Source organism: Actinocorallia longicatena, from assembly GCF_039534125.1.
Classification (GTDB): domain Bacteria; phylum Actinomycetota; class Actinomycetes; order Streptosporangiales; family Streptosporangiaceae; genus Actinocorallia; species Actinocorallia longicatena.
Map to the genome: position 1 here is coordinate 342,447 of NZ_BAAAUV010000002.1, position 20,505 is coordinate 362,951.

A 20,505-nucleotide genomic window follows, 5' to 3' on the forward strand; every position below is an offset into this window, starting at 1 on the left:
GCCCGGTGGGGGCGGGCGCACCGGGTGCGCCCGCCCCCACCGCGGGGCTCAGCGGAGGTCGCCCTCCGTCATGCCCTCGGGGTCGGCGGGGAGGGCGATCAGGCCCATCTCCGCGGAGGCGGCCAGCAGCGGGTGACGCGGCACGATCCGGACGTTGTAGCCGAAGGGCCCCGCCCGGTCGAGCGGGACGTCGCCGCCGAAGTGGCCGCCGTCGGCCGACAGCACGGCCGTGTGCGGCTCGATCAGCCGGTCGCGCTCGTCGACCCGGCCGTAGACGACCTCCACCCGGACGTCGTCCGGCGACAGCTCACCGAGCTGCACCTCGGCCCGGACCGACAGGACCGACCCGACGTGCGGGCTGTCCTCGGCGATCTGCTCGTCGACATGGGAGACCGTGACGGCCGGCCACGCCTTGACCGTCCGCGCCTTCCACGCCGCCAGCTCCCTGGCCCCGGCGAAACCGTCCGCCGAGATCTGCCGGAAGGAGTGGGCGGCCGGAGCGTAGAGGTCGCGGACGTAGTCGCGGACCATCCGCGAGGCCAGGACCTTCGGGCCCAGCGTGGCGAGGGTGTGCTTCACCATCTCCAGCCAGTGCGGCGGCAGGCCCTCCTCCGTGCGGTCGTAGAAGACGGCCGCGACATGATGGGAGATCAGCTCGTAGAGCGCCTCGGACTCCAGGGCGTCGCGCCGGTCGGGGTCCTGGACGCCGTCGGCGGTCGGGATGGACCAGCCGTTCTGGCCGTCCGCCCACTCGTCCCACCAGCCGTCCTTGATCGAGAGATTCAGGCCGCCGTTGAGGGCGGCCTTCATCCCGGACGTCCCGCAGGCCTCCAGCGGGCGCAGCGGGTTGTTCATCCAGACGTCGCAGCCCTGCACCATGGCCTGGCCGAGGTCCATGTCGTAGTCGGGCAGGAACACGATCCGGTGCCGCACGTCGGCGGCGTCGGCGAACCTGACGATCTGCTGGATGAGGCGCTTGCCGCCCTCGTCGGCCGGGTGGGCCTTGCCCGCGATGACGATCTGCACCGGCCGTTCGGGGTCGAGCAGCAGCCCGCGCAGCCGGTCGGGGTCGCGCAGCATGAGGGTCAGGCGCTTGTAGGACGGCACCCGCCGGGCGAACCCGATCGTGAGGACGTCGGGGTCGAGCACGTCGTTGATCCAGCCGAGCTCGGCCGGGGCCGTCCCGCGGGTGATCCACGACGCGCGCAGCCGCCGCCGCGCCTCGGTGACGAGCCGTTCGCGGAGCACCCGGCGGATCCGCCAGATGTCCGCGCCGGGCAGGGCGGCGATGCCCTCCCAGCCGGAGGCCTTCGTGACGAGGTCGGGCACCTCGCGGGCGGCGAGCTCCAGCACCTCGCGCGCCACCCAGGTCGGGGCGTGGACGCCGTTGGTGATCGACCCGATCGGCACGTCGTCGGTGTCGAACCCGCCCCACAGCCCGCCGAACATCTCCCGGCTGACCGCGCCGTGCAGCAGCGACACCCCGTTGACGCGCTGCGAAAGCCGCATTCCCATGACCGCCATGTTGAACACGGTCGGGTCGCCGTCGTCGTAGGTCTCGGCGCCGAGCGCGAGGACCCGGTCGGCGTCGGGGCCGGTGAAGTAGCGCTGGATCAGCTCGCGCGGGAACCGGTCGATCCCCGCCGGGACGGGCGTGTGGGTGGTGAACACGGTGCCCGCCCGGCCCGCCTCGAGGGCCTCCTCGAACGACAGGCCCTGCTCGCGGTACTCGCGGATCCGCTCGATTCCCAGGAACCCGGCGTGCCCCTCGTTGGTGTGGAACACCTCGGGGGCGGGATGCCCGGAGATCGCGCAGTACGCCCGGATCGCCCTGACGCCACCGATCCCCAGCAGCATCTCCTGGAGCAGCCGGTGGTCGCTGCCGCCGCCGTAGAGCCGGTCGGTGACCTCCCGCAGCGCCGCGTCGTTCTCCTCGACGTCGGAGTCGAGCAGCAGCAGCGGCACGCGTCCGACCTGGGCGAGCCAGACCTGGGCATGGAGCCGCCGCTCCTCGGGGAGCTCCAGCTCGACGCGGATGTCCTGGAGGAGCGTCAGCGGCAGCCCGTTCGGGTCGATCGGGGGATAGCGCTCGAGCTGCCAGCCCTCGGCCGACAGCGACTGGGCGAAGTACCCGTGCCGGTACAGCAGCCCCACCCCGACGATCGGCACGCCCAGGTCGGAGGCCGTCTTGAGATGGTCGCCCGCGAGGATCCCCAGGCCGCCGGAGTACTGCGGCAGCGCCGCGGTGATCCCGTATTCCGGGGAGAAGTACGCCACCCCGGCGGGCGCCTCCTCCAGCCCCTGGTACCAGCGCTCGGAGGCGAGGTACCCGCGCAGATCCTCCACGGTGGCCGCGAGCCGCGCGACGAACTCCCCGTCGGCGGCGAGCTCGGCGAGCCGGGCCCCCGTCACCTCCCCCAGCAGCCGGACGGGGTCACCGCGCCACAGCTCGGGGGCGACGTCCCTGAACACCTCCTGCGTCGCGTGGTCCCAGGACCACCGAAGGTTGAGCACCAGCTCCTCAAGCCCCCGAAGCTCCTCGGGAAGTACAGTTCGGACCGTAAACCGCCGGATTGCCTTCACACGTCCCAACGCTATGCACGAACCACGCCAGTGCACACCCCCGGTTAGCAGAACCTGGCCCTCCCGGACCGGTCCACGCCTGGCCAGAGCGGTGAACCGCACGGTGAATCAGCGGAGGAGACGGCGGACGAAGGGCAGGGTGTCGGGCAGCGAGGCGAACATGTTGGCGCTGTGGTCGGCGCCCGGGTAGGCCTTGAACGTGACGGGACGGTGGCGGGCGCGCAGATCGGCGACGAGCTTGTAGGTCAGCGGGAGGGGAACGTCGGTGTCGAGGACGCCGTGGGCCACGTAGAAGGGCGCCCCGTAGCCGTCCAGGGGGACCTCGATCGCCGAGCGGATCGCCGCGGAGAACGCCGGGACGTTCAGGTCGCGGGCCAGCATCGCGCCGATGGACAGCCCGGAGACGCGCTCGTGCATGGCGTCGTAGCAGAGCCGCTCGGCCGCGTCGACGGCCTTCACGCCCGCCGGGGTCAGGTAGCGGTCCACCCGCAGCGACGGGTGCGAGGCGCGCAGCCCGGCCAGGAAGTAGGCGAAGTAGGTGACGAGCCCGTCGAGGCCCAGGTCGGGGACGATCGGTCCGGCGTAGGGCGCGATCAGCTCGATGTTGGACGGGGCGCCGGTCGCGACCGCGCCCCGGTAGTCGAGCTCGGGGGCGTACCGCGCGGCCGTCGACGCCGTGAACAGGGCCGCGTGGCCGCCCTGTGACTGCCCGATGACCACCCACTTCCGGGACAGGGCGGCGGTCGTCCGGCGTCCCGCGCGGACCATGTCGATCACGTTGCGGGCCTCGGTGCGGCCGTCGCCGTAGGGGTGGACGCCCTTCGTGCCGAGCCCCTGGTAGTCGGTGGCGACGATGGCGTAGCCCTGGGCGATCCACCGCCTCAGGTACTTGATGTCGCGGGCGGAGCGTCCCGCCCGGGTCGGCGCGCAGGAGTCGCCGACGCCCACGGTGCCGTGGGCCCAGGAGACGACCGGCCAGCCGCCGCGCGGAGCCCTGCCCTTGGGCAGGAAGACGGCGCCGGTGCTGACCGCCGCCCGGCCGCGCACGTCCTTCGTCCAGTACTTCACCTGGTAGGCCCGCCCGGTTCCGGGCAGCCACAGCTTCCGGGCCAGCGGGGCCCGGGAGACGAGCCGTCCCGGGGCGGGCTCCGCGGCCGCGGCGGGGACCGCGGGAACGGTCGCCAGCAGGGTTCCCGCCATCGCGATCCTGATCAGCATGACCCGTTACTAGCGGGTCATGTGGCGGTGCCGCCAGGGGTCGATGGCGTCCGAGATCGGACATTCCGCCGGTTTGCGGTGGTCCGTTTAGGTAAGGGAGTGGGCATGGTCTATGTCCCGGAGATGACGAATAAGGGAGATGATCGTTACCTGGGAGAAGAGGGGGAAATACCGGCGAGTACGCGGCTAGCGTGGGGAGAGATGATCGGCAGAATCCCCATTCTCGATGTCCAGCCTGTGGTCGACTGCGGAAGATGGCCCGCGAAAGCCGCCCAGGACGAAACTCTCACCGTCGCAGCGACCGTGTTCCGCGAAGGGCACGAGATGCTCGGCGCGGGGGTCACGCTGCGCTCGCCCGACGGGACTCAGCGGCCCTGGATCAGGCTCACCGAAAAACAGCCCGGAACCGACCGCCTCACCGCCGAGATAGACGTCGGCGAGGAGACGGGAACGTGGCATTTCCGGATCGAGGCGTGGGGCGATCCGATCGCCCACTGGCTGCACGACGCGGAGATCAAGGTCCCGCGCAACCAGGATCTCGATCTGGTCGTCCTGGAGGGGGCCCGGCTGTTCGCCAGGGCCGCCAAGGGCACGCCCAAGGCCCTGCGGGCGCCCGTCAAGCAGCTCGCCGAGGCCTTCAAGGAGGGCGCCCTCCCGGCGAGCCTGCTGCTGGGGAAGGTCCACGAGCTGCGCGACGTCCTGGAGGCGCATCCGGTGCGCGAGCTCCTGACCCGCACGGCCTGGTTCCCCCTCAAGGTGCACCGCAGGCAGGCCCGGTTCAGCAGCTGGTATGAGTTCTTCCCCCGTTCCGAGGGCGCCGTCTTCGACCCCATGGGACGCCGCCCGCCCCAGTCGGGCACGTTCCAGACCGCGATGAAGCGCCTTCCCGCGGTCGCCGCGATGGGGTTCGACGTCCTGTACCTGCCGCCGATCCACCCGATCGGGCTGCAGTACCGCAAGGGCCCGAACAACACCCTCAACGCCGGCCCCGACGATCCCGGAAGCCCGTGGGCGATCGGCTCCCCCGACGGCGGCCACGACGCGATCCACCCCGACCTCGGGACGATCGACGACTTCGACGCCTTCGTCGAGCGCGCGAACGGCCTCGGCCTGGAGATCGCCCTCGACCTCGCCCTCCAGTGCTCCCCCGACCACCCGTGGGTCAAGGAGCACCCGGAGTGGTTCACCACCCGGGCCGACGGCACGATCGCCTACGCCGAGAACCCGCCGAAGAAGTACCAGGACATCTACCCGGTCAACTTCGACAACGACCCCGAGGGCATCTACCAGGCCGTCCTGGAGATCGTCCGCTACTGGATGGACCACGGGGTCCGCGTCTTCCGGGTCGACAACCCGCACACCAAGCCGGTCAGGTTCTGGGAGCGGCTGCTGAAGGAGATCGACCGCACCGATCCCGACGTGCTGTTCCTCGCCGAGGCCTTCACCCGCCCGGCGATGATGCACACCCTCGGCAAGATCGGCTTCCATCAGTCCTACACCTACTTCACCTGGCGCAACAGCAAGGACGAGCTCCAGGAGTACGGCGAGCAGCTCAAGGCGGCGGCCCACTACATGCGGCCGAACTTCTTCGTGAACACGCCGGACATCCTGCACGCCTATCTCCAGCACGGCGGCCGTCCCGCGTTCCAGATCAGGGCGGTCCTGGCGGCGCTGATGTCGCCCGCCTGGGGTGTCTACGCCGGGTTCGAGCTGTGCGAGCACCTTCCGGTGCGGCCGGGCAGCGAGGAGTACCGCGACTCGGAGAAGTACCAGCTCAAGGACCGCGACTGGACCGCGGAGGACTCCCTCGCGCCGCTGCTCACGACGCTCAACGAACTGCGCCGTGACCACCCGGCGCTCCAGCGGCTCGGCACCCTCACCTTCCACCCCACCGACGACCCGGAAGTGATCGCCTTCTCCAAGGGCGACGTCCTCGCGGTCGTGAACCTCAACCCGCACCACCCGCGCGAAACCATGGTCCACCTCGACTGGCCGGACCCCCAGCAGGTCACCGACGTTCTCTCGGGCGCGACCTACACCTGGCACGAGCACAACTACGTGCGCCTCGACCCGCACCACCAGCCGGCGCACGTGTTCACGATCGAAGGGGGCTCCGCAGCTTGACTCCTCCCATTCAGAACACCTTCGCCGAGGGCACGCCCAGCGACCCCCACTGGTACAAGACCGCCGTCTTCTACGAGGTGCTGATCCGCGGGTTCTCCGACTCCAGCGGCGACGGCACCGGCGACATCAAGGGCCTCATCGAGAAGCTGGACTACCTCCAGTGGCTCGGCATCGACTGCCTGTGGCTGCTGCCGATCTACGAGTCCCCGCTGCGCGACGGCGGCTACGACATCAGCGACTACATGAAGATCCTCCCCGAGTTCGGGGTGCTGGGCGACTTCGTGAAGCTCGTCGACGAGGCGCACGCCCGCGGCATCCGCGTGGTCGCCGACCTGGTCATCAACCACACCAGCGACCAGCACCCGTGGTTCCAGGAGTCGCGCCGCGACCCCGACGGCCCGTTCGGCGACTTCTACATGTGGTCCGACACCGACGAGAAGTACCCGGACGCCCGGATCATCTTCGTCGACACCGAGACCTCGAACTGGACCCACGATCCGGTCCGCGGCCAGTACTACTGGCACCGCTTCTTCTCCCACCAGCCGGACCTGAACTACGACAACCCCGACGTCCAGGAGGCGATGCTGGAGGTCCTGCGGTTCTGGCTCGACCTGGGCATCGACGGATTCCGCCTGGACGCCGTCCCCTACCTGTACGCCCGCGAGGGCACGAACTGCGAGAACCTGCCGGAGACCCACCAGTACCTCAAGCGGGTCAGGGCCGAGGTCGACCGGCTCTACCCCGACCGGGTCCTGCTGGCCGAGGCCAACCAGTGGCCGGCGGACGTCGTGGAGTACTTCGGCGACCCGGCGACGGGCGGCGACGAGTGCCACATGGCCTTCCACTTCCCGGTGATGCCGCGCATCTTCATGGCGGTGCGCCGGGAGTCCCGCCACCCGATCTCGGAGATCATGGCCCAGACGCCCAAGATCCCCGAGAACTGCCAGTGGGGCATCTTCCTGCGCAACCACGACGAGCTGACCCTGGAGATGGTCACCGACGAGGAACGCGACTACATGTACTCCGAGTACGCGCGCGATCCCCGGATGAAGGCCAACGTGGGCATCAGGCGCCGGCTGGCCCCGCTGCTCGACAACGACCGCAACCAGATGGAGCTCTTCCACGCGCTCCTGCTGTCCCTGCCGGGCAGTCCCGTCCTGTACTACGGCGACGAGATCGGCATGGGCGACAACATCTGGCTCGGCGACCGGGACGGCGTCCGCACGCCCATGCAGTGGACGCCCGACCGCAACGCGGGCTTCTCCTCCTGCGACCCGGCCCGGCTCTACCTGCCGGTCATCATGGACCCGATCTACGGCTACCAGGCGCTCAACGTGGAGGCGCAGCAGCGCAATCCGGGCTCGCTGCTGCTGTGGACCCGCAAGATGATCGAGATCCGCAAGCGGCATCCGGTCTTCGGCAACGGCTCCTACGTCGAGCTCAGCGCGGACAATCCGGCCGTCCTGGCGTTCATCCGCGAGTTCGGCGACGACCGGGTCCTGTGCGTCAACAACCTGTCGCGCTTCCCCCAGCCCGTCGAGCTGGACCTGCGCCGGTTCGAGGGGATCTCCCCGATCGAGTGCATGGGCGGGGTGCGTTTCCCCGCGATCGGGGAACTGCCCTACCTCATGACCCTTCCGGGCCACGGCTTCTACTGGTTCGTGCTGCCCCCGGCGCCCCGTTTGGAGGAATGACGACTTCGCTAGAGGCATGGCTGCCCCGCCAGCGCTGGTTCGCGGGAAAGGGCCGCCCCATCACCTCGGTGACCGTCCGCCGGAGCACTCCTCTGGCGGACGGTCTCACCCACCAGCTCATCGAGGTCCGCCAGGACGACGAGACCTCGCTGTACCAGCACCTGGACGGGGACGGCTTCCCCGCGTTCCTGCTGTCGGCCTGCGCCGCCGGCGCCGACCTCGGCGGGCTCCGCTTCCGCTCGCTGGAGCCGCTCGACCCCGGCCTGCCCGCGCGGCCGCTCGGGGCCGAGCAGTCCAACACCTCCTTCGTGTACGGCCGCAGCGCCATCGGGAAGGTCTTCCGGCTGCTGACCCCGGGCCTGAACCCCGATCTCGAGCTCACCCGGGCGCTGACCGGACGTGGTCAGGTCGCCCGGCTGCACGGCTGGTTCGAGACGGACATCGACGGCGTGACCACCACCCTCGGGATGGTCTCGGAGTTCCTCGCCGACGGCGTCGACGGCTGGAAGCTCGCCACCGCCACCGGGAACTTCCGCGCCCATGCCCACGCGCTGGGCGCGGCGACGGCCCGCGTCCACAAGGATCTCGCGGCCGTGTTCGGCGTCGCGCGGATTCCGGCTCCGGCCGTCCAGGCGCTGGCCAGGACCATGACCACGCGCCTGGACGCCGCGTGCTCGGAGGTCCCGCGGCTGGCGCCGCACCGGGCACGGATCGCCGAGGCGTTCGCCGATCTGGCCTCCCACGGGCCGATGCCGGCCCAGCGGATCCACGGTGACTACCACCTGGGCCAGGTCATGAGCACTCCCGACGGGTGGAGACTCCTGGACTTCGAGGGCGAGCCCAGCAAACCCCTTGAAGAACGGCGCGCGCCCGCTCACCCTCTGAGAGATGTGGCGGGAATGCTCAGGTCGTTCGACTACGCGGCACATTTCGGCCACACGCCGTCATGGTCCGATCCGCACCGGTCCGCCTTCTGCTCCGGCTACGCAGAAGCCGGCGGGCCCGACCCCTCCGTCCACCCCGTCCCACTGCGCGCCTTCGTCTACGACAAGGCGGTCTACGAGGTCGTTTACGAGGCGCGCAACCGTCCTCACTGGCTGCCGATCCCCCTCAGCACCTTCGAGTGACATAGCGGCGTTTGTCGGTAATGACTCTGCGTGATCGATGCCTAACTCCACGATCTCCATGCAGCGGTGAACATCGCGAGGGTTGCCTACATCAAAAGAGTCAGACACCCACCTCCCCCGGGGGCCCCCATGAACACCCAGCATTCCCTCGCACCGGCGATGATCTCCCCGACGCTTCGCAGGAACCGGCTGGACCTGTCGCGGCGGCGGACCCAATGGCCGACCGTCACGGCGGTCATTCCCACGCTCAACGAGGCCGACAACCTCCGATGGCTCCTGCCGCGGCTGACCGCCGTCGACGAGGTCGTGATCGTCGACGGTGAGTCGACCGACGGCACCGTCGAGATCACGCGGCTGCTGCGGCCGGACGCCGTCATCATCGTGGAGCCGCCCACCGGCAAGGGGACCGCGATGCGGACCGGCATGGCCGCGGCGACCAGCGAGGTGATCATCATGCTGGACGCCGACGGCTCGATGGACCCGGCCGAGTTCGACAGCTTCCTGTCGCTGCTGTGCCGGGGCTTCGAGTTCGTCAAGGGGTCGCGCTACAACTGCGGCGGCGGCTCCGACGACCTCACCTGGCTGCGCGACAAGGGCAACCTCTGGCTGACGCGCACCGCGAACATCCTCTACCGCCAGAAGTGGACCGACCTCTGCTACGGCTACGTGGCGATGCGCCGGTCGGCGGTCGAGCGGCTCCAGCTCGTCTCGACCGGGTTCGAGATCGAGACGGAGATCTGCATCAACGCCGTCCGGGCGGGGTTGCGCGTGGCCGAGGTGGCCTCGCACGAGTCGCACCGGCGTTTCGGGGAGTCCAACCTCAACACCTTCCGCGACGGCTGGCGGGTGCTGCGGACCATGTTCAGGCTGCGGTTCGCCGGAAAGCTGGACAGCGGGCAGCTGACCCAGCCGTTCGAGCCGGTGACCGTCGGCCAGCTGGCCGCCGCGAGGGCCAAATGAAGATCGAGATCCTCAGGCCGGGCGAGCTGGGCTCGTCCGAGCTGGAGCGCTGGCGCGAGATCCAGGGGACCGATCCCGCCCTCGCCAACCCCTTCATGGCGCCCGAGTTCACGCTCGGCGTCGGAAGGTTCCGCAAGGACGTGCACGTCGCGGTGATCTCCTCCGCCACCGGGATCGAGGGGTTCTTCCCCTACGAGCGGCACGGCGCCGGGGTCGGGCACCCCGTCGGGTTCGGCCTGACCGACCTCCAGGGGATCGTGGCCGAGCCCGGCCTCGACCTCGACGCCAAGGCGCTGCTGCGGGCCTGCCGGATCGGGGTCTGGGACTTCGACCACCTCATCGCCCACCAGCGGCTGTTCGCCCCCTACCACCAGGTCACCCGGGTGGAGCCGATCATCGACCTGACGGCGGGCTACGCCGCGTGGGAGACCGAGGCCAAGGCCCTCGCGCCGAAGACCCACAAGACCATCAAGTACAAGGAGCGCAAGCTCGGCCGCGAGGTCGGCGAGGTCTCCACGACCTTCTCCTCCGCCTCGGCCGACGAGCTCCAGCGGCTCATGGACTGGAAGTCCGCGCAGTACCAGCGGACCGGCAGGACCGACCGGTTCACCCGGCCCTGGATCGTCGATCTGGTCCGGCACTTCCACGAGACCGGGTTCGGCGTCCTCAGCGTGCTCCGCGCGGGCGACCGTCCGGTGTCGATGCACTTCGGGCTGCGGTCCGGGCACGCGATGGCCGGCTGGTTCCCCGCCTACGACACCGAGTTCGGCCGCTACTCCCCCGGCATGATCGGCCATCTCGCGCTGGCCTCGGGGGCCGCCGCGGACGGGATCACCGAGATCTGGATGGGCCGGGGCGGCAAGGAGTTCAAGGAGTGGCTCAAGAGCCGCGAGCTCCCCATCGCCGAGGGCCGTGTCGCCCGTCCCACCCCCGGGGCCGGCTGGCACTGGGTGCGGCACGTGCCGGTCAACAGGCTCCGTGACGCCGCCCTCAGCAACCCGAAGTTCTACGCCCAGGCCGACCGCGTACTCAAGACCTACGCCAAGCTACGGAAGCCCTCCTCATGACCTCCATCTCGGTGGTGATCTGCGCGTTCACCGACAGGCGCTGGGACGACGTCCACGCCGCCGTCGAGTCGGTGCGCCGCCAGCGGCACGCCCCGCACGAGATCATCCTGTCGGTCGACCACAACCCGGAGCTGTTCGCGCGGCTCACCGAGGCGCTCCCCGACGTCCGCGTCGTGGAGAACGCCGAGACCCGCGGGCTGTCCGGCGGCAAGAACACCGGCGTCTCCTACGCCTCGGGCGACGTGGTCGCCTTCCTCGACGACGACGCCGTGGCCTCGCCGCAGTGGCTGTCGGCGTTCGCCCTCGCCTACGAGGACGCAAAGGTCATCGGCGTCGGCGGGCGCACCATCTCGCTGTGGCCGGGCTCGCCGTCGTCCGCCGAGCTGTTCCACGAGCTCGGCGCCGAGGCGACCCTGGTCGAGGAGGGCGCGGCGGGAGCCGCGGAACTGGAAAGGCTCTCGCAGGACCAGGGCGGAGACCCCCATCGTCGCCCCGGTCCTGCGAAAGCCTTCACCGTGAGAACGGGACGGCGTCCGCGATGGTTCCCAGAAGAATTCGAGTGGACCGTGGGCGGTACCTACCGGGGAATGGTGCCGGGTCCGGTCCGCAACGTCCTGGGCGGCAACGCCTCGTTCCGGCGGGACGCGTTCGCGGTGGCGGGCGGGTTCTCCTCCGACATCGGCCGCACCCACGCCATCAGCCGCCCCCTCGGCTGCGAGGAGACGGAGTTCTGCATCCGGCTCGGCCAGCGGATGCCCGAGACGGTCCAGCTCTTCGACGGCCGCGCCGTCATCTGGCACCGGGTCCCCGCCGAACGCACCCGCTTCGCCTACTTCCGTGAGCGCTGCTACGCCGAGGGCCTGTCCAAGGCCCTGGTCGCGCAGAGCGTCGGAGCCCAGGACGGTCTGTCCAACGAGCGCGCCCACGCCTTCAAGACACTGCCCAAGGGCGCCTTCCGCGGCCTCGGCGACACCGTCAGGGGCGATGTGGGCGGCTTCGGCCGGGCCTCGGCCATCACCGTCGGCCTCGGCTACACGGCCACGGGCTATCTCGTCGGGCGGCGGGCGACCCGCCGCTCGGCGCCCAAGGGGGCGTGAGGTGTCCGGGGCGGCCGGGGTGCCGATCCTGATGTACCACTCGGTGCGCGACGACGCACCGCCCGAGACCGCCCCGCTGGCGGTCTCCCCCGGGGCGTTCCGCGACCAGATGGCCGTGCTGGAGGACCGCGGGTTCACCCCGCTGCCGCTCTCGGCCGTCGAGGCGGGCGTGGAGGCCGTCAAGCCGGTCGTCATCACCTTCGACGACGGCTACGCCGACCTGCACTCCCGGGCCCTGCCGATCCTGACCGACTTCGGCTTCCCCGCGACGGTGTTCGTGACCACGGGCTGGCTCGACGACGCCGGCCCCGACGCCGCGGGCCGCCCGCTCGACGCGATGCTGACCTGGGCGCACGTGGCCGAGGTGACCGCGCACGGCATCGAGGTCGGGGCGCACAGCCACAGCCATCCCCAGCTCGACCAGCTCCGCGACGGGCCCCTGCACGACGAGCTGACCCGGAGCAGGCTGAGCCTGGAGGACCGGCTCCAGCTCCCCGTGACGACGATGGCCTACCCCTACGGGTACTCCAGCGAGCGGGTGCGCCGGTTCGCCGCGGACGCCGGATACAGCAGCGGCTACGCGGTCGCCAACGACGTCGCCGCCGATGTGTCGGGGTTCGCGATCCCGCGGCTGACCGTGCAGCGCACCACCTCGCTGGAGACGTTCGCGAAGATCGTCGAGGGCGAGCATCCGTTCCGCAAGGAGAAGGCCCTGACCAAGGGCTACGCGCTGGTCCGCCGCTCGCGGTACGCCTGCGGAAAGGTGCTGCGCCGTGAATCCTGAGGTCATGGGCACCGGCCCGCAGGACATCTCCAGCCTCCTCGGGGCCAAGCCCCGCAGCGACGCCTCCCGCATGGACAGGCTCCGCGGCGAGCTGAGCAATCCGCTGTTCCGCAACGCCTACGCGCTGATGCTCAACGGCGGCCTCACCGGCGTCCTCGGCCTCGGATTCTGGATCGCCGCCAAGCACTTCCACTCTCAGGACGACTTCGGCCGCAGCGCCGCCGAGATCCAGGCGATCATGGGGATCGGCGGCGTCACGATCCTCAACTACATGCTGCTGCGGTTCATCCCGCAGGCGGGTCCCGCCACCAAGCGCCTGGTCATCGCCACCTACGCGGTCGGCGCGGTCGCCGCGCTGCTGCTGGGCGTCGTGTTCCTGGTGTCGCTCACCTGGTGGAGCTCCCCCAACTTCGACGCCCTGACCGAGCCGGGCACGGCCGCGCTGTTCCTGGTCTTCATCATCGCGTGGAACATCTTCACCCAGCAGGACGGCGTGTTCACCGGGCTGCGGCGGGCGGGCTGGGTCCCGGCGAAGAACACCGTCTACGGGATCCTGAAACTCGTGCTGCTGGCCGTCCTGGCCTGGACCATCGACCCGTCCACCGGGATCGTGCTCGCCACGATGATCCCCGTGCTGCTGGTCGTCGTCCCCATGGACGTCAAGATCTTCCGCCGGCTGGTCCCCGAGCACGTCGCGCTGACGAGGAACCGGCACCGCACGCCCACCCCGCGCGAGGTCGGCCGCTACCTGGCGGGCGACTACGTCGGGACGGTCTTCTCCCACTCCACCATCAACTTCATTCCGCTCCTGGTGGCGGCGAAGGTCTCACCGGAGACCAACGGTTACTTCGCGATGGCGTGGGTGTTCGGCCTGATGCTCGACCTGCTCGCGCTGAACATGGCCATGTCCATGACGGTCGAGGGCTCCTTCGACACCGCCCGGCTCGCGGAGACCACCAGGGCGGCGCTGCGCCGCACCGTGATGCTCCTCGTGCCGATCTCCGTGGTCGTCGCCTTCGCCGGCCCGTGGGTGCTGTCGTGGGGGATCCTGTTCGGCGGCGGCTTCAGCGAGCAGGCCGGTCCCGTGCTGATGCTGCTGGCCTTCGCGACCCTGCCCAAGGCGATCATCGAGCTGTACATCGGCGTGCTGCGGGTCCGGTCGCGCACCCGGCTGGTCGCGATGGTCCAGGGGCTGCGGTTCGCGGGCGTCCTCGCGGGCGTCCTGGTGTTCGTGAACGACCACCGGCTGATCGCGGTCGGCTGGTCCGTCGTCATCGTGCAGGGAGTGGTCGCCCTCGCCATCCTGCCGCCGCTCCTGCGGGCGACCCGTTCCGGTCCCCGGGTGCCTTCCCAGGGCGGTCCCGTGGAAGGTATGAGTTGAGCGTGTCGATTCGTGCGACGGCCACCCCCGAGGCGTCGCCGGCGGATCCGCTGGAGCGGCTGCCGGTCGTCGTCCTCAGCCTGCTCGTGGGGCTCGGCACGGTGCTGTACTGGGTGCCGCTGCACGGCGTCACCCCGCGGAGCGCCGACGGCTACGGGCTGATCAAGGTCCTGCCGCTGCCGACCCTGCTCGGCGCCGTCGTCCTGGTCGCGGCCTTCGTGTTCACGCTGTCGCTGCGCCGGGCCGCGCCGCTGCTGCTCGGCGTGCAGATCGTCATCACGGTGGTGTCACTGCACGCGCTCGCCCAGGTGATGGAGCCGGTCGCCCGTTTCCCGACCGTCTGGCAGCACGCGGGGTTCATCGAGTACATCACCAGGACCGGGGAGATCGGCACCAACCTCGACGCCCGGTTCTCCTGGCCCGCGTTCTTCGCGCTGGTGGGGTTCCTGACCAAGGCCGTCGGGGTGAGCGACCTCAACACCGTGCTGAAGTGGTCGCCGGTGGTCATGCAGCTGCTGTACCTGCTGCCGCTGTCGATGATCGTCCGGGTGATGAAGGCCAACTGGCGGGCCAAGTGGTTCGCGGTGTGGCTGTTCCCGGTCGCCAACTGGGTCGGCCAGGACTACCTGGCACCGCAGGCGTTCGGCTATCTGCTCTACCTGTTCTTCCTGGCGATCCTGCTGACCTACTTCCGGCCGACCGTGCTGCGCACCCGCCGCGCGGGCAGGCGCGGCACCGGCTCCGAGCCCGGACGCCTGTACTCCTTCTTCTTCGGGCCGAAGCTGCCCGGCGAGGACCCGGTGATGGTCGTCGGCCGGTGGGAGCGCTCGTTCCTGGTGCTGATGCTCGTCGCGATCCTCATCACCGGCACCGCGGCCCACCAGCTCACCCCGTACCTGTTCATCGCCTCCGCCGGCGCGCTGGTGATCGTCGGACGGTGCGAGCTGCGCGGTCTGCCGATCCTCGGCGGTGTGATCTACATCGGCTGGATCAGCTTCATGGCCTACGGGTACTGGGCGCCGTCGCCGAAGAACACGCTGTTCGCGGGCGGCGGCAACCCGCTCCAGACGCTCCTGCAGTCGACCAGCGGGCGGATCGCGATCGGCGATCCGGCCCTCGGCGAGATCGCGATGCTGCGGATCGTGCTGGTGCTGGTCGTGATGCTGCTGACCCTGGTCGGGCTGATCCGGCGGCGGGCCCGCGGCATCGACGACCGGGTGGCGTTCATCCTGCTGATCGTCCCGGTGTCGACCTTCGGCCTCCAGTCCTACGGCGGCGAGATCGCGCTGCGCACCTACCTGTTCATGCTGCCGGGCGCGGTGTTCCTGGCCGCCTACGCCTTCTACCCCGATCCCAAGCCGGTACCGGTGGTCAAGGCGATCCCGCGCATCCAGCGGGTCCGCCGGTGGATCCCGACCGTCGTGGCGACGGGCGCCGCCGTGCTGCTCGCCGGAGGTTTCCTCACCGTCAGGTACGGCAACGAGGCGTTCGAGCAGGTCAGGCCGGGCGAGCTCAGGGCCTTCGACTCGATGATCACCGACTCCCGGGGCAAGCCGATCACGGTCGTCTGGGTGACCGGCGAGATCGTCACCAACGCCGAGGCCGCCTCGAACACCCCGCAGGGTCCGTGGAGCTACCGGCACTTCGAGCTGTTCAAGTACACCAACTCCAAGTTCGCGCAGGAGCCGTTCGCGGCCCAGCTCCTGAAGAAGCCGCCCGTCCAGCCGACCGCCGCGCAGCTCGCGGCGCGCAAGCCGACCCTGGAGGGGATCGAGCAGGACATGCAGCTCGACTCCAACAGCTACCTGTACTCCTCGCGGATCAACGACGAGTACCAGACCCTCAACTTCGGGCTCCCCCAGGACTGGGGCACCCGGCTGCGCGCCCAGCTCGACGCGTCGCCGAAGTTCAAGCGCGTGTTCGCCGACCGCGACGCCGCCGTGTACAAGCTGGCCACGCCGCCCGACGTCCCGGCCGAGGCCCCGGTCGTGCCGAAGGGGCTGGTCATCGGGATCAGCCCGTGGACCCCGGCGGGCCTCATCTACCTGCCCGTCCTGCTCGGCGTCCTCACCGCCAGGGAGCTGCGCCGCATCCGCCTGGACGACACCGAGCTGCGGCGGCTGCGCCCCTACAGCGTCATCGCCTTCCCGCTGCTGCTCGGCCTGCTGGCGATCGTCGTCGAACGCTTCATCACCCTCGGAGGGATCCCGCAGTGACCGCCACGGACGGCTGGCCCTCCATCAGCGTCGTCATCCCGACCAGGGACCGGCCCGAGCTGCTGCGCGAGACGCTCGACGCGATCGCCGGGCAGGACTACCCCGGGATCCTGGGCGCGATCGTCGTCTTCGACCGCAGCGACCCCGACGAGGGCATCGTGTCCGACGACGCGCTGCGGCCCGTCCGGGCGATCAGGAACGACCGGGTGCCGGGGGCGGCGGGGGCGCGCAACACCGGCGTGCTGGCCGCGACCACGGACCTGGTCGCCTTCTGCGACGACACCGACCTGTTCCTGCCCGGCAAGACGCGGATGCAGGCCGAGGTGCTGCGGGACGAGCCGGACTCGGAGATCGTCTGCTGCGGGCTGCGGCTGTTCGGCCCCGACCTCGAGATCGACAGGACGATCCCGCTCACCCATGTCAGCCGCGACGATCTGCTGCACGGGCACATGCCGCAGCTGCATCCGTCGGGGATCCTGATGCGACGCGAGGCGGGCTGGCTGTTCGACGAGGAGATCCCCGGCAGCTACGGCGAGGACTACGAGTTCCTGCTGCGCGCCGCCGGACGGGTTCCGGTGCGGAACCTGCCCGTGGTCGGGGTGGGGATCCGCTGGCACAAGGGCTCCTACTTCTCGGTCCTGCAGAACGCTCCGCTCATCTCCAGCGCCGTCCGCTGGCTGCTGGGCAGGTACGACTTCCCGCGCGCCGGCTACGCGCACTGGGCGGGCAAGGTGGCCTTCGCCGAGGCCGTCCAGAAGCACCGGGGCGAGGCGCTGCGGTGGTCGTGGCGGACGATGCTCCGCCGCCCGCTCGACGCCCGCGCGCTGCTGGCCACGGTCGTCGCGCTGGGCGTGCCGCCGGCGCTGGTCATGAAGGTCCTCGACCGGATGGGGAGGGGCGTGTGAACGCGATCCTCATCCTGTTCATGATCGCGGTTCCGGCCGCGTGCTTCGCCTGGATGCTGCCGGGCCTGGATCCGCTCGGTCGTGCGACGGCCGGCGTCGCCGCCTCACTGTGCCTGCTGACCCTCGTCGTCCAAGTGATGATCATCTTCAAGGCGTGGTCGCCCGTCGGCGGGGCGGTGGCCGTCGCGGTCGTGTCGCTCGCCGCCGCTCTGCTCGCGTGGCGGCGCCGCCCGATCCACCGGGCGGAAGCAGAAGCCGCCGCCAAAGCCGAAGAGGACGAGGACTGGCTGTTCGCTGAGTAGTACTGTCACCTAGGTGAAGAATGTGAACTTGGCGAAAATTGTTATTGCCGGTGGTCTCGTGGCCGGGAGCGTCGTCGGCGTCGGCGGCGCCGCCCAGGCGGCCCCCGTGCAGTGCGCGACGGGCCTGTGGAAGGTCACCGGCGTCACGGCCGTCATCCAGGGGACGACCGACGCGGGCAAGAAGACGAAGGTCACCTACAGGGGCATGGCGGGGATCAAGGTCAAGATCACGCCCACCAAGCTGGCCTACGACTTCCGGGGCTCCAAGAAGGAGTACTTCACCGGGTACGAGGGCAAGGTCAAGAAGGCCGGCTGGGAGCAGCTGTTCGGCGGCGGGCTGACCCTGAAGGCCAAGCTCACCGGCAACGCCAAGGGCAAGCTGCACACCGCGCCGAAGTCCGCGAAGGGCACCGCCAAGGGCACCGGCCTCAACACCAAGCCGGTCAAGGCCTCCTGGGGCTACTGGAAGGTCTCCGACCACATCAAGAAGAAGCAGTTCGACACGCCGGTCATGTACCGGGCCGTGTACCTCTGCGACGCCAAGACCAAGAAGCTGCACCTGCGCGACATCCGCAAGTGGGGCCGCATGAGCGAGACGGTCCACCTCTACCTGAAGCTCGTCAAGAAGTAGCGTCACCGGCCGCGGCCTCCGCCTTGGCGGGGGCGCGGCCGCGTCGCTCAGGCCGTGGTCGCGGAGAGCGACTCGACGGTCCGCACCAGCGGCGCCAGGACGGGGTCCGCCGCCGCCTCGTCGAGCGCCTGCCGCAGCGCCCGGTCGTTGGTGGGGCGGGCGGCCTCGAGGAGCGCGAGCCCGGACGGGCTGACGTCGGTGTAGATCCCGCGCCGATCGGTCGGGCACAGGTAGCGGGCGAGCAGCCCGCGGTCCTCCAGCCGGGTGACGAGCCGGGTGGTGGCGGACTGGCTGAGCACCACGGCGTCGGCGACCTGCTTCATCTGCAGATGGCCGCCGGGCCCGTCGTGCTGGCGGCTCAGCACGTCGAGCAGCGAGAACTCCCGCACGCTCAGCTCGTGCGCCGCCTGCAACGCCCGCTCCACGTGGTTCTCGATCCGCCCGTGCAGCAGCGAGAGCGCACACCACCCCTGAGCCAGGCCGGTGAGCACCGGATCGGTGGCCGTCATCGGCACCCTCCTTCCGCGTGACCACCCCCATACTATCAGCGCCTGCACTTATAACGCGTATGCAACTATTGCGCGCCGGGCCATCCGGGCCCGGTCTCGGATTTGAGACGGGCGTGGGGGAAGACGGCCGGGGGCGCGGGGAGGGGGATGGAAGGGTGGGGGCGTGAGCACGGTCATCACGAACATCGCGGAGCTGGTCACCAACGATCCAGGGATCGGGGTGCTCCGGGACGCCGCCCTGGTCCTGGACGGCGGGAAGGTCGCCTGGGTCGGGGACTCCGCGCAGGCGCCCCCGGCCGACGAGCGGTTCGACGCCGCGGGACGGGCCGTGCTGCCCGGGTTCGTGGACTCCCACGCCCATCTCGTGTTCGCCGGGGACCGGGCCGAGGAGTTCTCCGCCCGGATGAGCGGTGAGCCCTACGCGGCGGGCGGGATCAGGACGACCGTCGCCGCCACCCGCGCCGCCTCCGACGAGGCCCTGGAGGCCAACCTGCGCCGCCTCGTCGCCGAGATGGCCCGGCAGGGGACGACGACCGTCGAGTGCAAGTCCGGCTACGGGCTCGACGTGGAGAACGAGGCCAGGTCCCTGCGCATCGCCGGGCGGGTCGCCGACGAGGTGACCTTCCTCGGCGCGCACGTCGTCCCCTCGGGCGACGCCGACGCCTATGTGAGCCTCGTGACCGGCCCGATGCTGGAGGCCTGCGCGCCGCACGCCCGCTGGATCGACGTGTTCTGCGAGCGCGGCGCGTTCGACGGCGACCAGACCAGGGAGATCCTCACCGCCGGGGTCGCGAAGGGCCTGGTGCCGCGGCTGCACGCCGGTCAGCTCGGCCCCGGGCCGGGCGTGGGCCTCGCGGTCGAGTTCGGCGCGGCCTCGGCCGACCACTGCACCTTCCTCACCGGAGCCGACGTGGACGCCCTCGCCGGCTCCTCCACGGTCGCCACCCTGCTGCCGGGCGTGGAGTTCTCCACCCGCCAGCCCTACCCCGACGCCCGCCGCCTGATCGACGCCGGTGTGACCGTGGCCCTGGCCTCGGACTGCAACCCCGGCTCCTGCTACACCTCCAGCCTGCCGTTCTGCATCGCGGTGGCCGTCCGGGACATGGGGATGACGCCGCGGGAGGCCGTGTGGGCCGCCACCGCGGGCGGGGCGAAGGCCCTGCGCCGCACCGACGTCGGCCATCTCGGCGTCGGGGCCAGGGCCGACGTCCAGGTCCTGGACGCCCCCTCACAGCTCCATCTGGCCTACCGTCCCGGGGTCCCCCTGACGGCCGCGGTGTGGGCGCGGGGCGTCCGGCAGGTGTAGCTCCCGCCCAGCGGGTACGGCGCCTGGCGAACACCGAGGGAGGCGCAAGCATGGCTGAATTTCTGACGGACGTGAAGACCCTGCGCGAACGGGCGCGGCAGGAGATCGGCAAGGGGCCGATCACCGAGGCCTACGGCGCGGATCTGGACCGGGTCATCCAGGTGTGCAACGAGGCTCTCGCCACCGAGCTGGTCTGCGTCCTGCGGTACAAGCGGCACTACTACACCGCGACGGGACTGCACGCGGAGGGCGTCGCGGCCGAGTTCCGGCAGCACGCCGCCGAGGAGCAGGAGCACGCCGACCTGCTGGCGACGCGGATCGTCCAGCTCGGCGGGGAACCGGACTTCAACCCCGACACCCTGACGGCCCGCTCCCACGCCGAGTACGACGAGAGCCTCGACCTCATAGAGATGATCAAGGAGGATCTGGTGGCCGAGCGGGTGGCCGTCCAGTCCTACACCGAGATCGTCCAGTGGCTCGGCGACGGCGACCCCACGACCCGGCGGGTCTTCGAGAACCTGCTCTCCCAGGAGGAGGAGCACGCCGACGACCTGCGCGGCCTCCTCGAACGCCTCCCGAGGGACCTGTCGTAGGACACGGC

Annotated in this window: 17 protein-coding genes; 14 read left to right on the forward strand and 3 right to left on the reverse strand. The window is 70.5% G+C overall.

What is annotated here, in order from left to right; genetic code table 11:
• Positions 1-48: 48 nt before the first annotated feature.
• Together glgP and ABD785_RS04580 are read right to left on the reverse strand one after the other, a co-directional pair.
• Positions 49-2,583, reverse strand: a complete 2,535-nt coding sequence (gene glgP / locus ABD785_RS04575) for an alpha-glucan family phosphorylase (protein WP_344822438.1) — start codon at positions 2,581-2,583, stop codon at positions 49-51.
• A 108-nt stretch (positions 2,584-2,691) separates the two neighbouring features.
• The gene (locus ABD785_RS04580) at positions 2,692-3,801 is read right to left on the reverse strand and encodes a lipase family protein (protein WP_344822440.1); all 1,110 of its coding nucleotides are present in this window, start codon (positions 3,799-3,801) and stop codon (positions 2,692-2,694) included.
• A gap of 201 nt (positions 3,802-4,002) precedes the next feature.
• On the opposite strand from ABD785_RS04580, the gene ABD785_RS04585 reads away from it, so the two are divergent.
• The 12 genes from ABD785_RS04585 to ABD785_RS04640 all read left to right on the forward strand — a co-directional run bounded on the left by ABD785_RS04585 (position 4,003) and on the right by ABD785_RS04640 (position 18,089).
• Positions 4,003-5,925, forward strand: coding sequence for an alpha-1,4-glucan--maltose-1-phosphate maltosyltransferase (locus tag ABD785_RS04585; protein WP_344822442.1), 1,923 nt, complete (start codon positions 4,003-4,005; stop codon positions 5,923-5,925).
• A complete protein-coding gene (treS, locus tag ABD785_RS04590) occupies positions 5,922-7,619 on the forward strand; it encodes a maltose alpha-D-glucosyltransferase (protein ID WP_344822443.1) in 1,698 nt (565 codons plus the stop codon). The genes ABD785_RS04585 and treS overlap by 4 nt, the downstream gene beginning before the upstream one ends.
• The gene (locus ABD785_RS04595) at positions 7,616-8,746 is read left to right on the forward strand and encodes a maltokinase N-terminal cap-like domain-containing protein (protein ID WP_344822445.1); all 1,131 of its coding nucleotides are present in this window, start codon (positions 7,616-7,618) and stop codon (positions 8,744-8,746) included. Before treS ends, ABD785_RS04595 begins: the two co-directional genes overlap by 4 nt.
• 129 nt (positions 8,747-8,875) lie before the next feature.
• The gene (locus tag ABD785_RS04600; RefSeq protein ID WP_344822447.1) at positions 8,876-9,706 is read left to right on the forward strand and encodes a glycosyltransferase family 2 protein; all 831 of its coding nucleotides are present in this window, start codon (positions 8,876-8,878) and stop codon (positions 9,704-9,706) included.
• The gene (locus tag ABD785_RS04605) at positions 9,703-10,773 is read left to right on the forward strand and encodes a GNAT family N-acetyltransferase (RefSeq protein WP_344822449.1); all 1,071 of its coding nucleotides are present in this window, start codon (positions 9,703-9,705) and stop codon (positions 10,771-10,773) included. Before ABD785_RS04600 ends, ABD785_RS04605 begins: the two co-directional genes overlap by 4 nt.
• Positions 10,770-11,870: a glycosyltransferase family 2 protein gene (locus ABD785_RS04610; RefSeq protein WP_344822451.1), complete on the forward strand. Its 1,101-nt coding sequence runs from the start codon at positions 10,770-10,772 to the stop codon at positions 11,868-11,870. Before ABD785_RS04605 ends, ABD785_RS04610 begins: the two co-directional genes overlap by 4 nt.
• A gap of 1 nt (position 11,871) precedes the next feature.
• Positions 11,872-12,654 carry a polysaccharide deacetylase family protein gene (locus ABD785_RS04615; protein ID WP_344822453.1) on the forward strand — a complete coding sequence of 261 codons (783 nt, stop codon included), beginning with the start codon at positions 11,872-11,874 and terminating at the stop codon, positions 12,652-12,654.
• Positions 12,644-14,035 carry a lipopolysaccharide biosynthesis protein gene (locus ABD785_RS04620; RefSeq protein WP_344822455.1) on the forward strand — a complete coding sequence of 464 codons (1,392 nt, stop codon included), beginning with the start codon at positions 12,644-12,646 and terminating at the stop codon, positions 14,033-14,035. Before ABD785_RS04615 ends, ABD785_RS04620 begins: the two co-directional genes overlap by 11 nt.
• A 2-nt stretch (positions 14,036-14,037) precedes the next feature.
• Entirely contained in the window at positions 14,038-16,251 is a 2,214-nt protein-coding gene (locus ABD785_RS04625) for a hypothetical protein (protein ID WP_344822457.1), read from the forward strand.
• On the forward strand, positions 16,248-17,156 hold the full coding sequence (locus ABD785_RS04630) for a glycosyltransferase family 2 protein (protein WP_344822458.1): 909 nt from the start codon (positions 16,248-16,250) through the stop codon (positions 17,154-17,156). The genes ABD785_RS04625 and ABD785_RS04630 overlap by 4 nt, the downstream gene beginning before the upstream one ends.
• Positions 17,153-17,458, forward strand: coding sequence for a hypothetical protein (locus ABD785_RS04635; protein ID WP_344822460.1), 306 nt, complete (start codon positions 17,153-17,155; stop codon positions 17,456-17,458). The genes ABD785_RS04630 and ABD785_RS04635 overlap by 4 nt, the downstream gene beginning before the upstream one ends.
• A gap of 13 nt (positions 17,459-17,471) precedes the next feature.
• Positions 17,472-18,089: a hypothetical protein gene (locus ABD785_RS04640; protein ID WP_344822462.1), complete on the forward strand. Its 618-nt coding sequence runs from the start codon at positions 17,472-17,474 to the stop codon at positions 18,087-18,089.
• 47 nt (positions 18,090-18,136) lie between these two features.
• Here ABD785_RS04640 and ABD785_RS04645 read toward each other — a convergent pair whose 3' ends face one another.
• A complete protein-coding gene (locus ABD785_RS04645; protein ID WP_344822464.1) occupies positions 18,137-18,598 on the reverse strand; it encodes a MarR family winged helix-turn-helix transcriptional regulator in 462 nt (153 codons plus the stop codon).
• A 163-nt stretch (positions 18,599-18,761) separates the two neighbouring features.
• Here ABD785_RS04645 and hutI point away from each other — a divergent pair, with 163 nt between their 5' ends.
• Entirely contained in the window at positions 18,762-19,904 is a 1,143-nt protein-coding gene (hutI, locus tag ABD785_RS04650) for an imidazolonepropionase (protein WP_344822466.1), read from the forward strand.
• 50 nt (positions 19,905-19,954) lie between these two features.
• The gene (locus tag ABD785_RS04655) at positions 19,955-20,497 is read left to right on the forward strand and encodes a ferritin-like domain-containing protein (protein WP_344822468.1); all 543 of its coding nucleotides are present in this window, start codon (positions 19,955-19,957) and stop codon (positions 20,495-20,497) included.
• Positions 20,498-20,505: the final 8 nt, after the last annotated feature.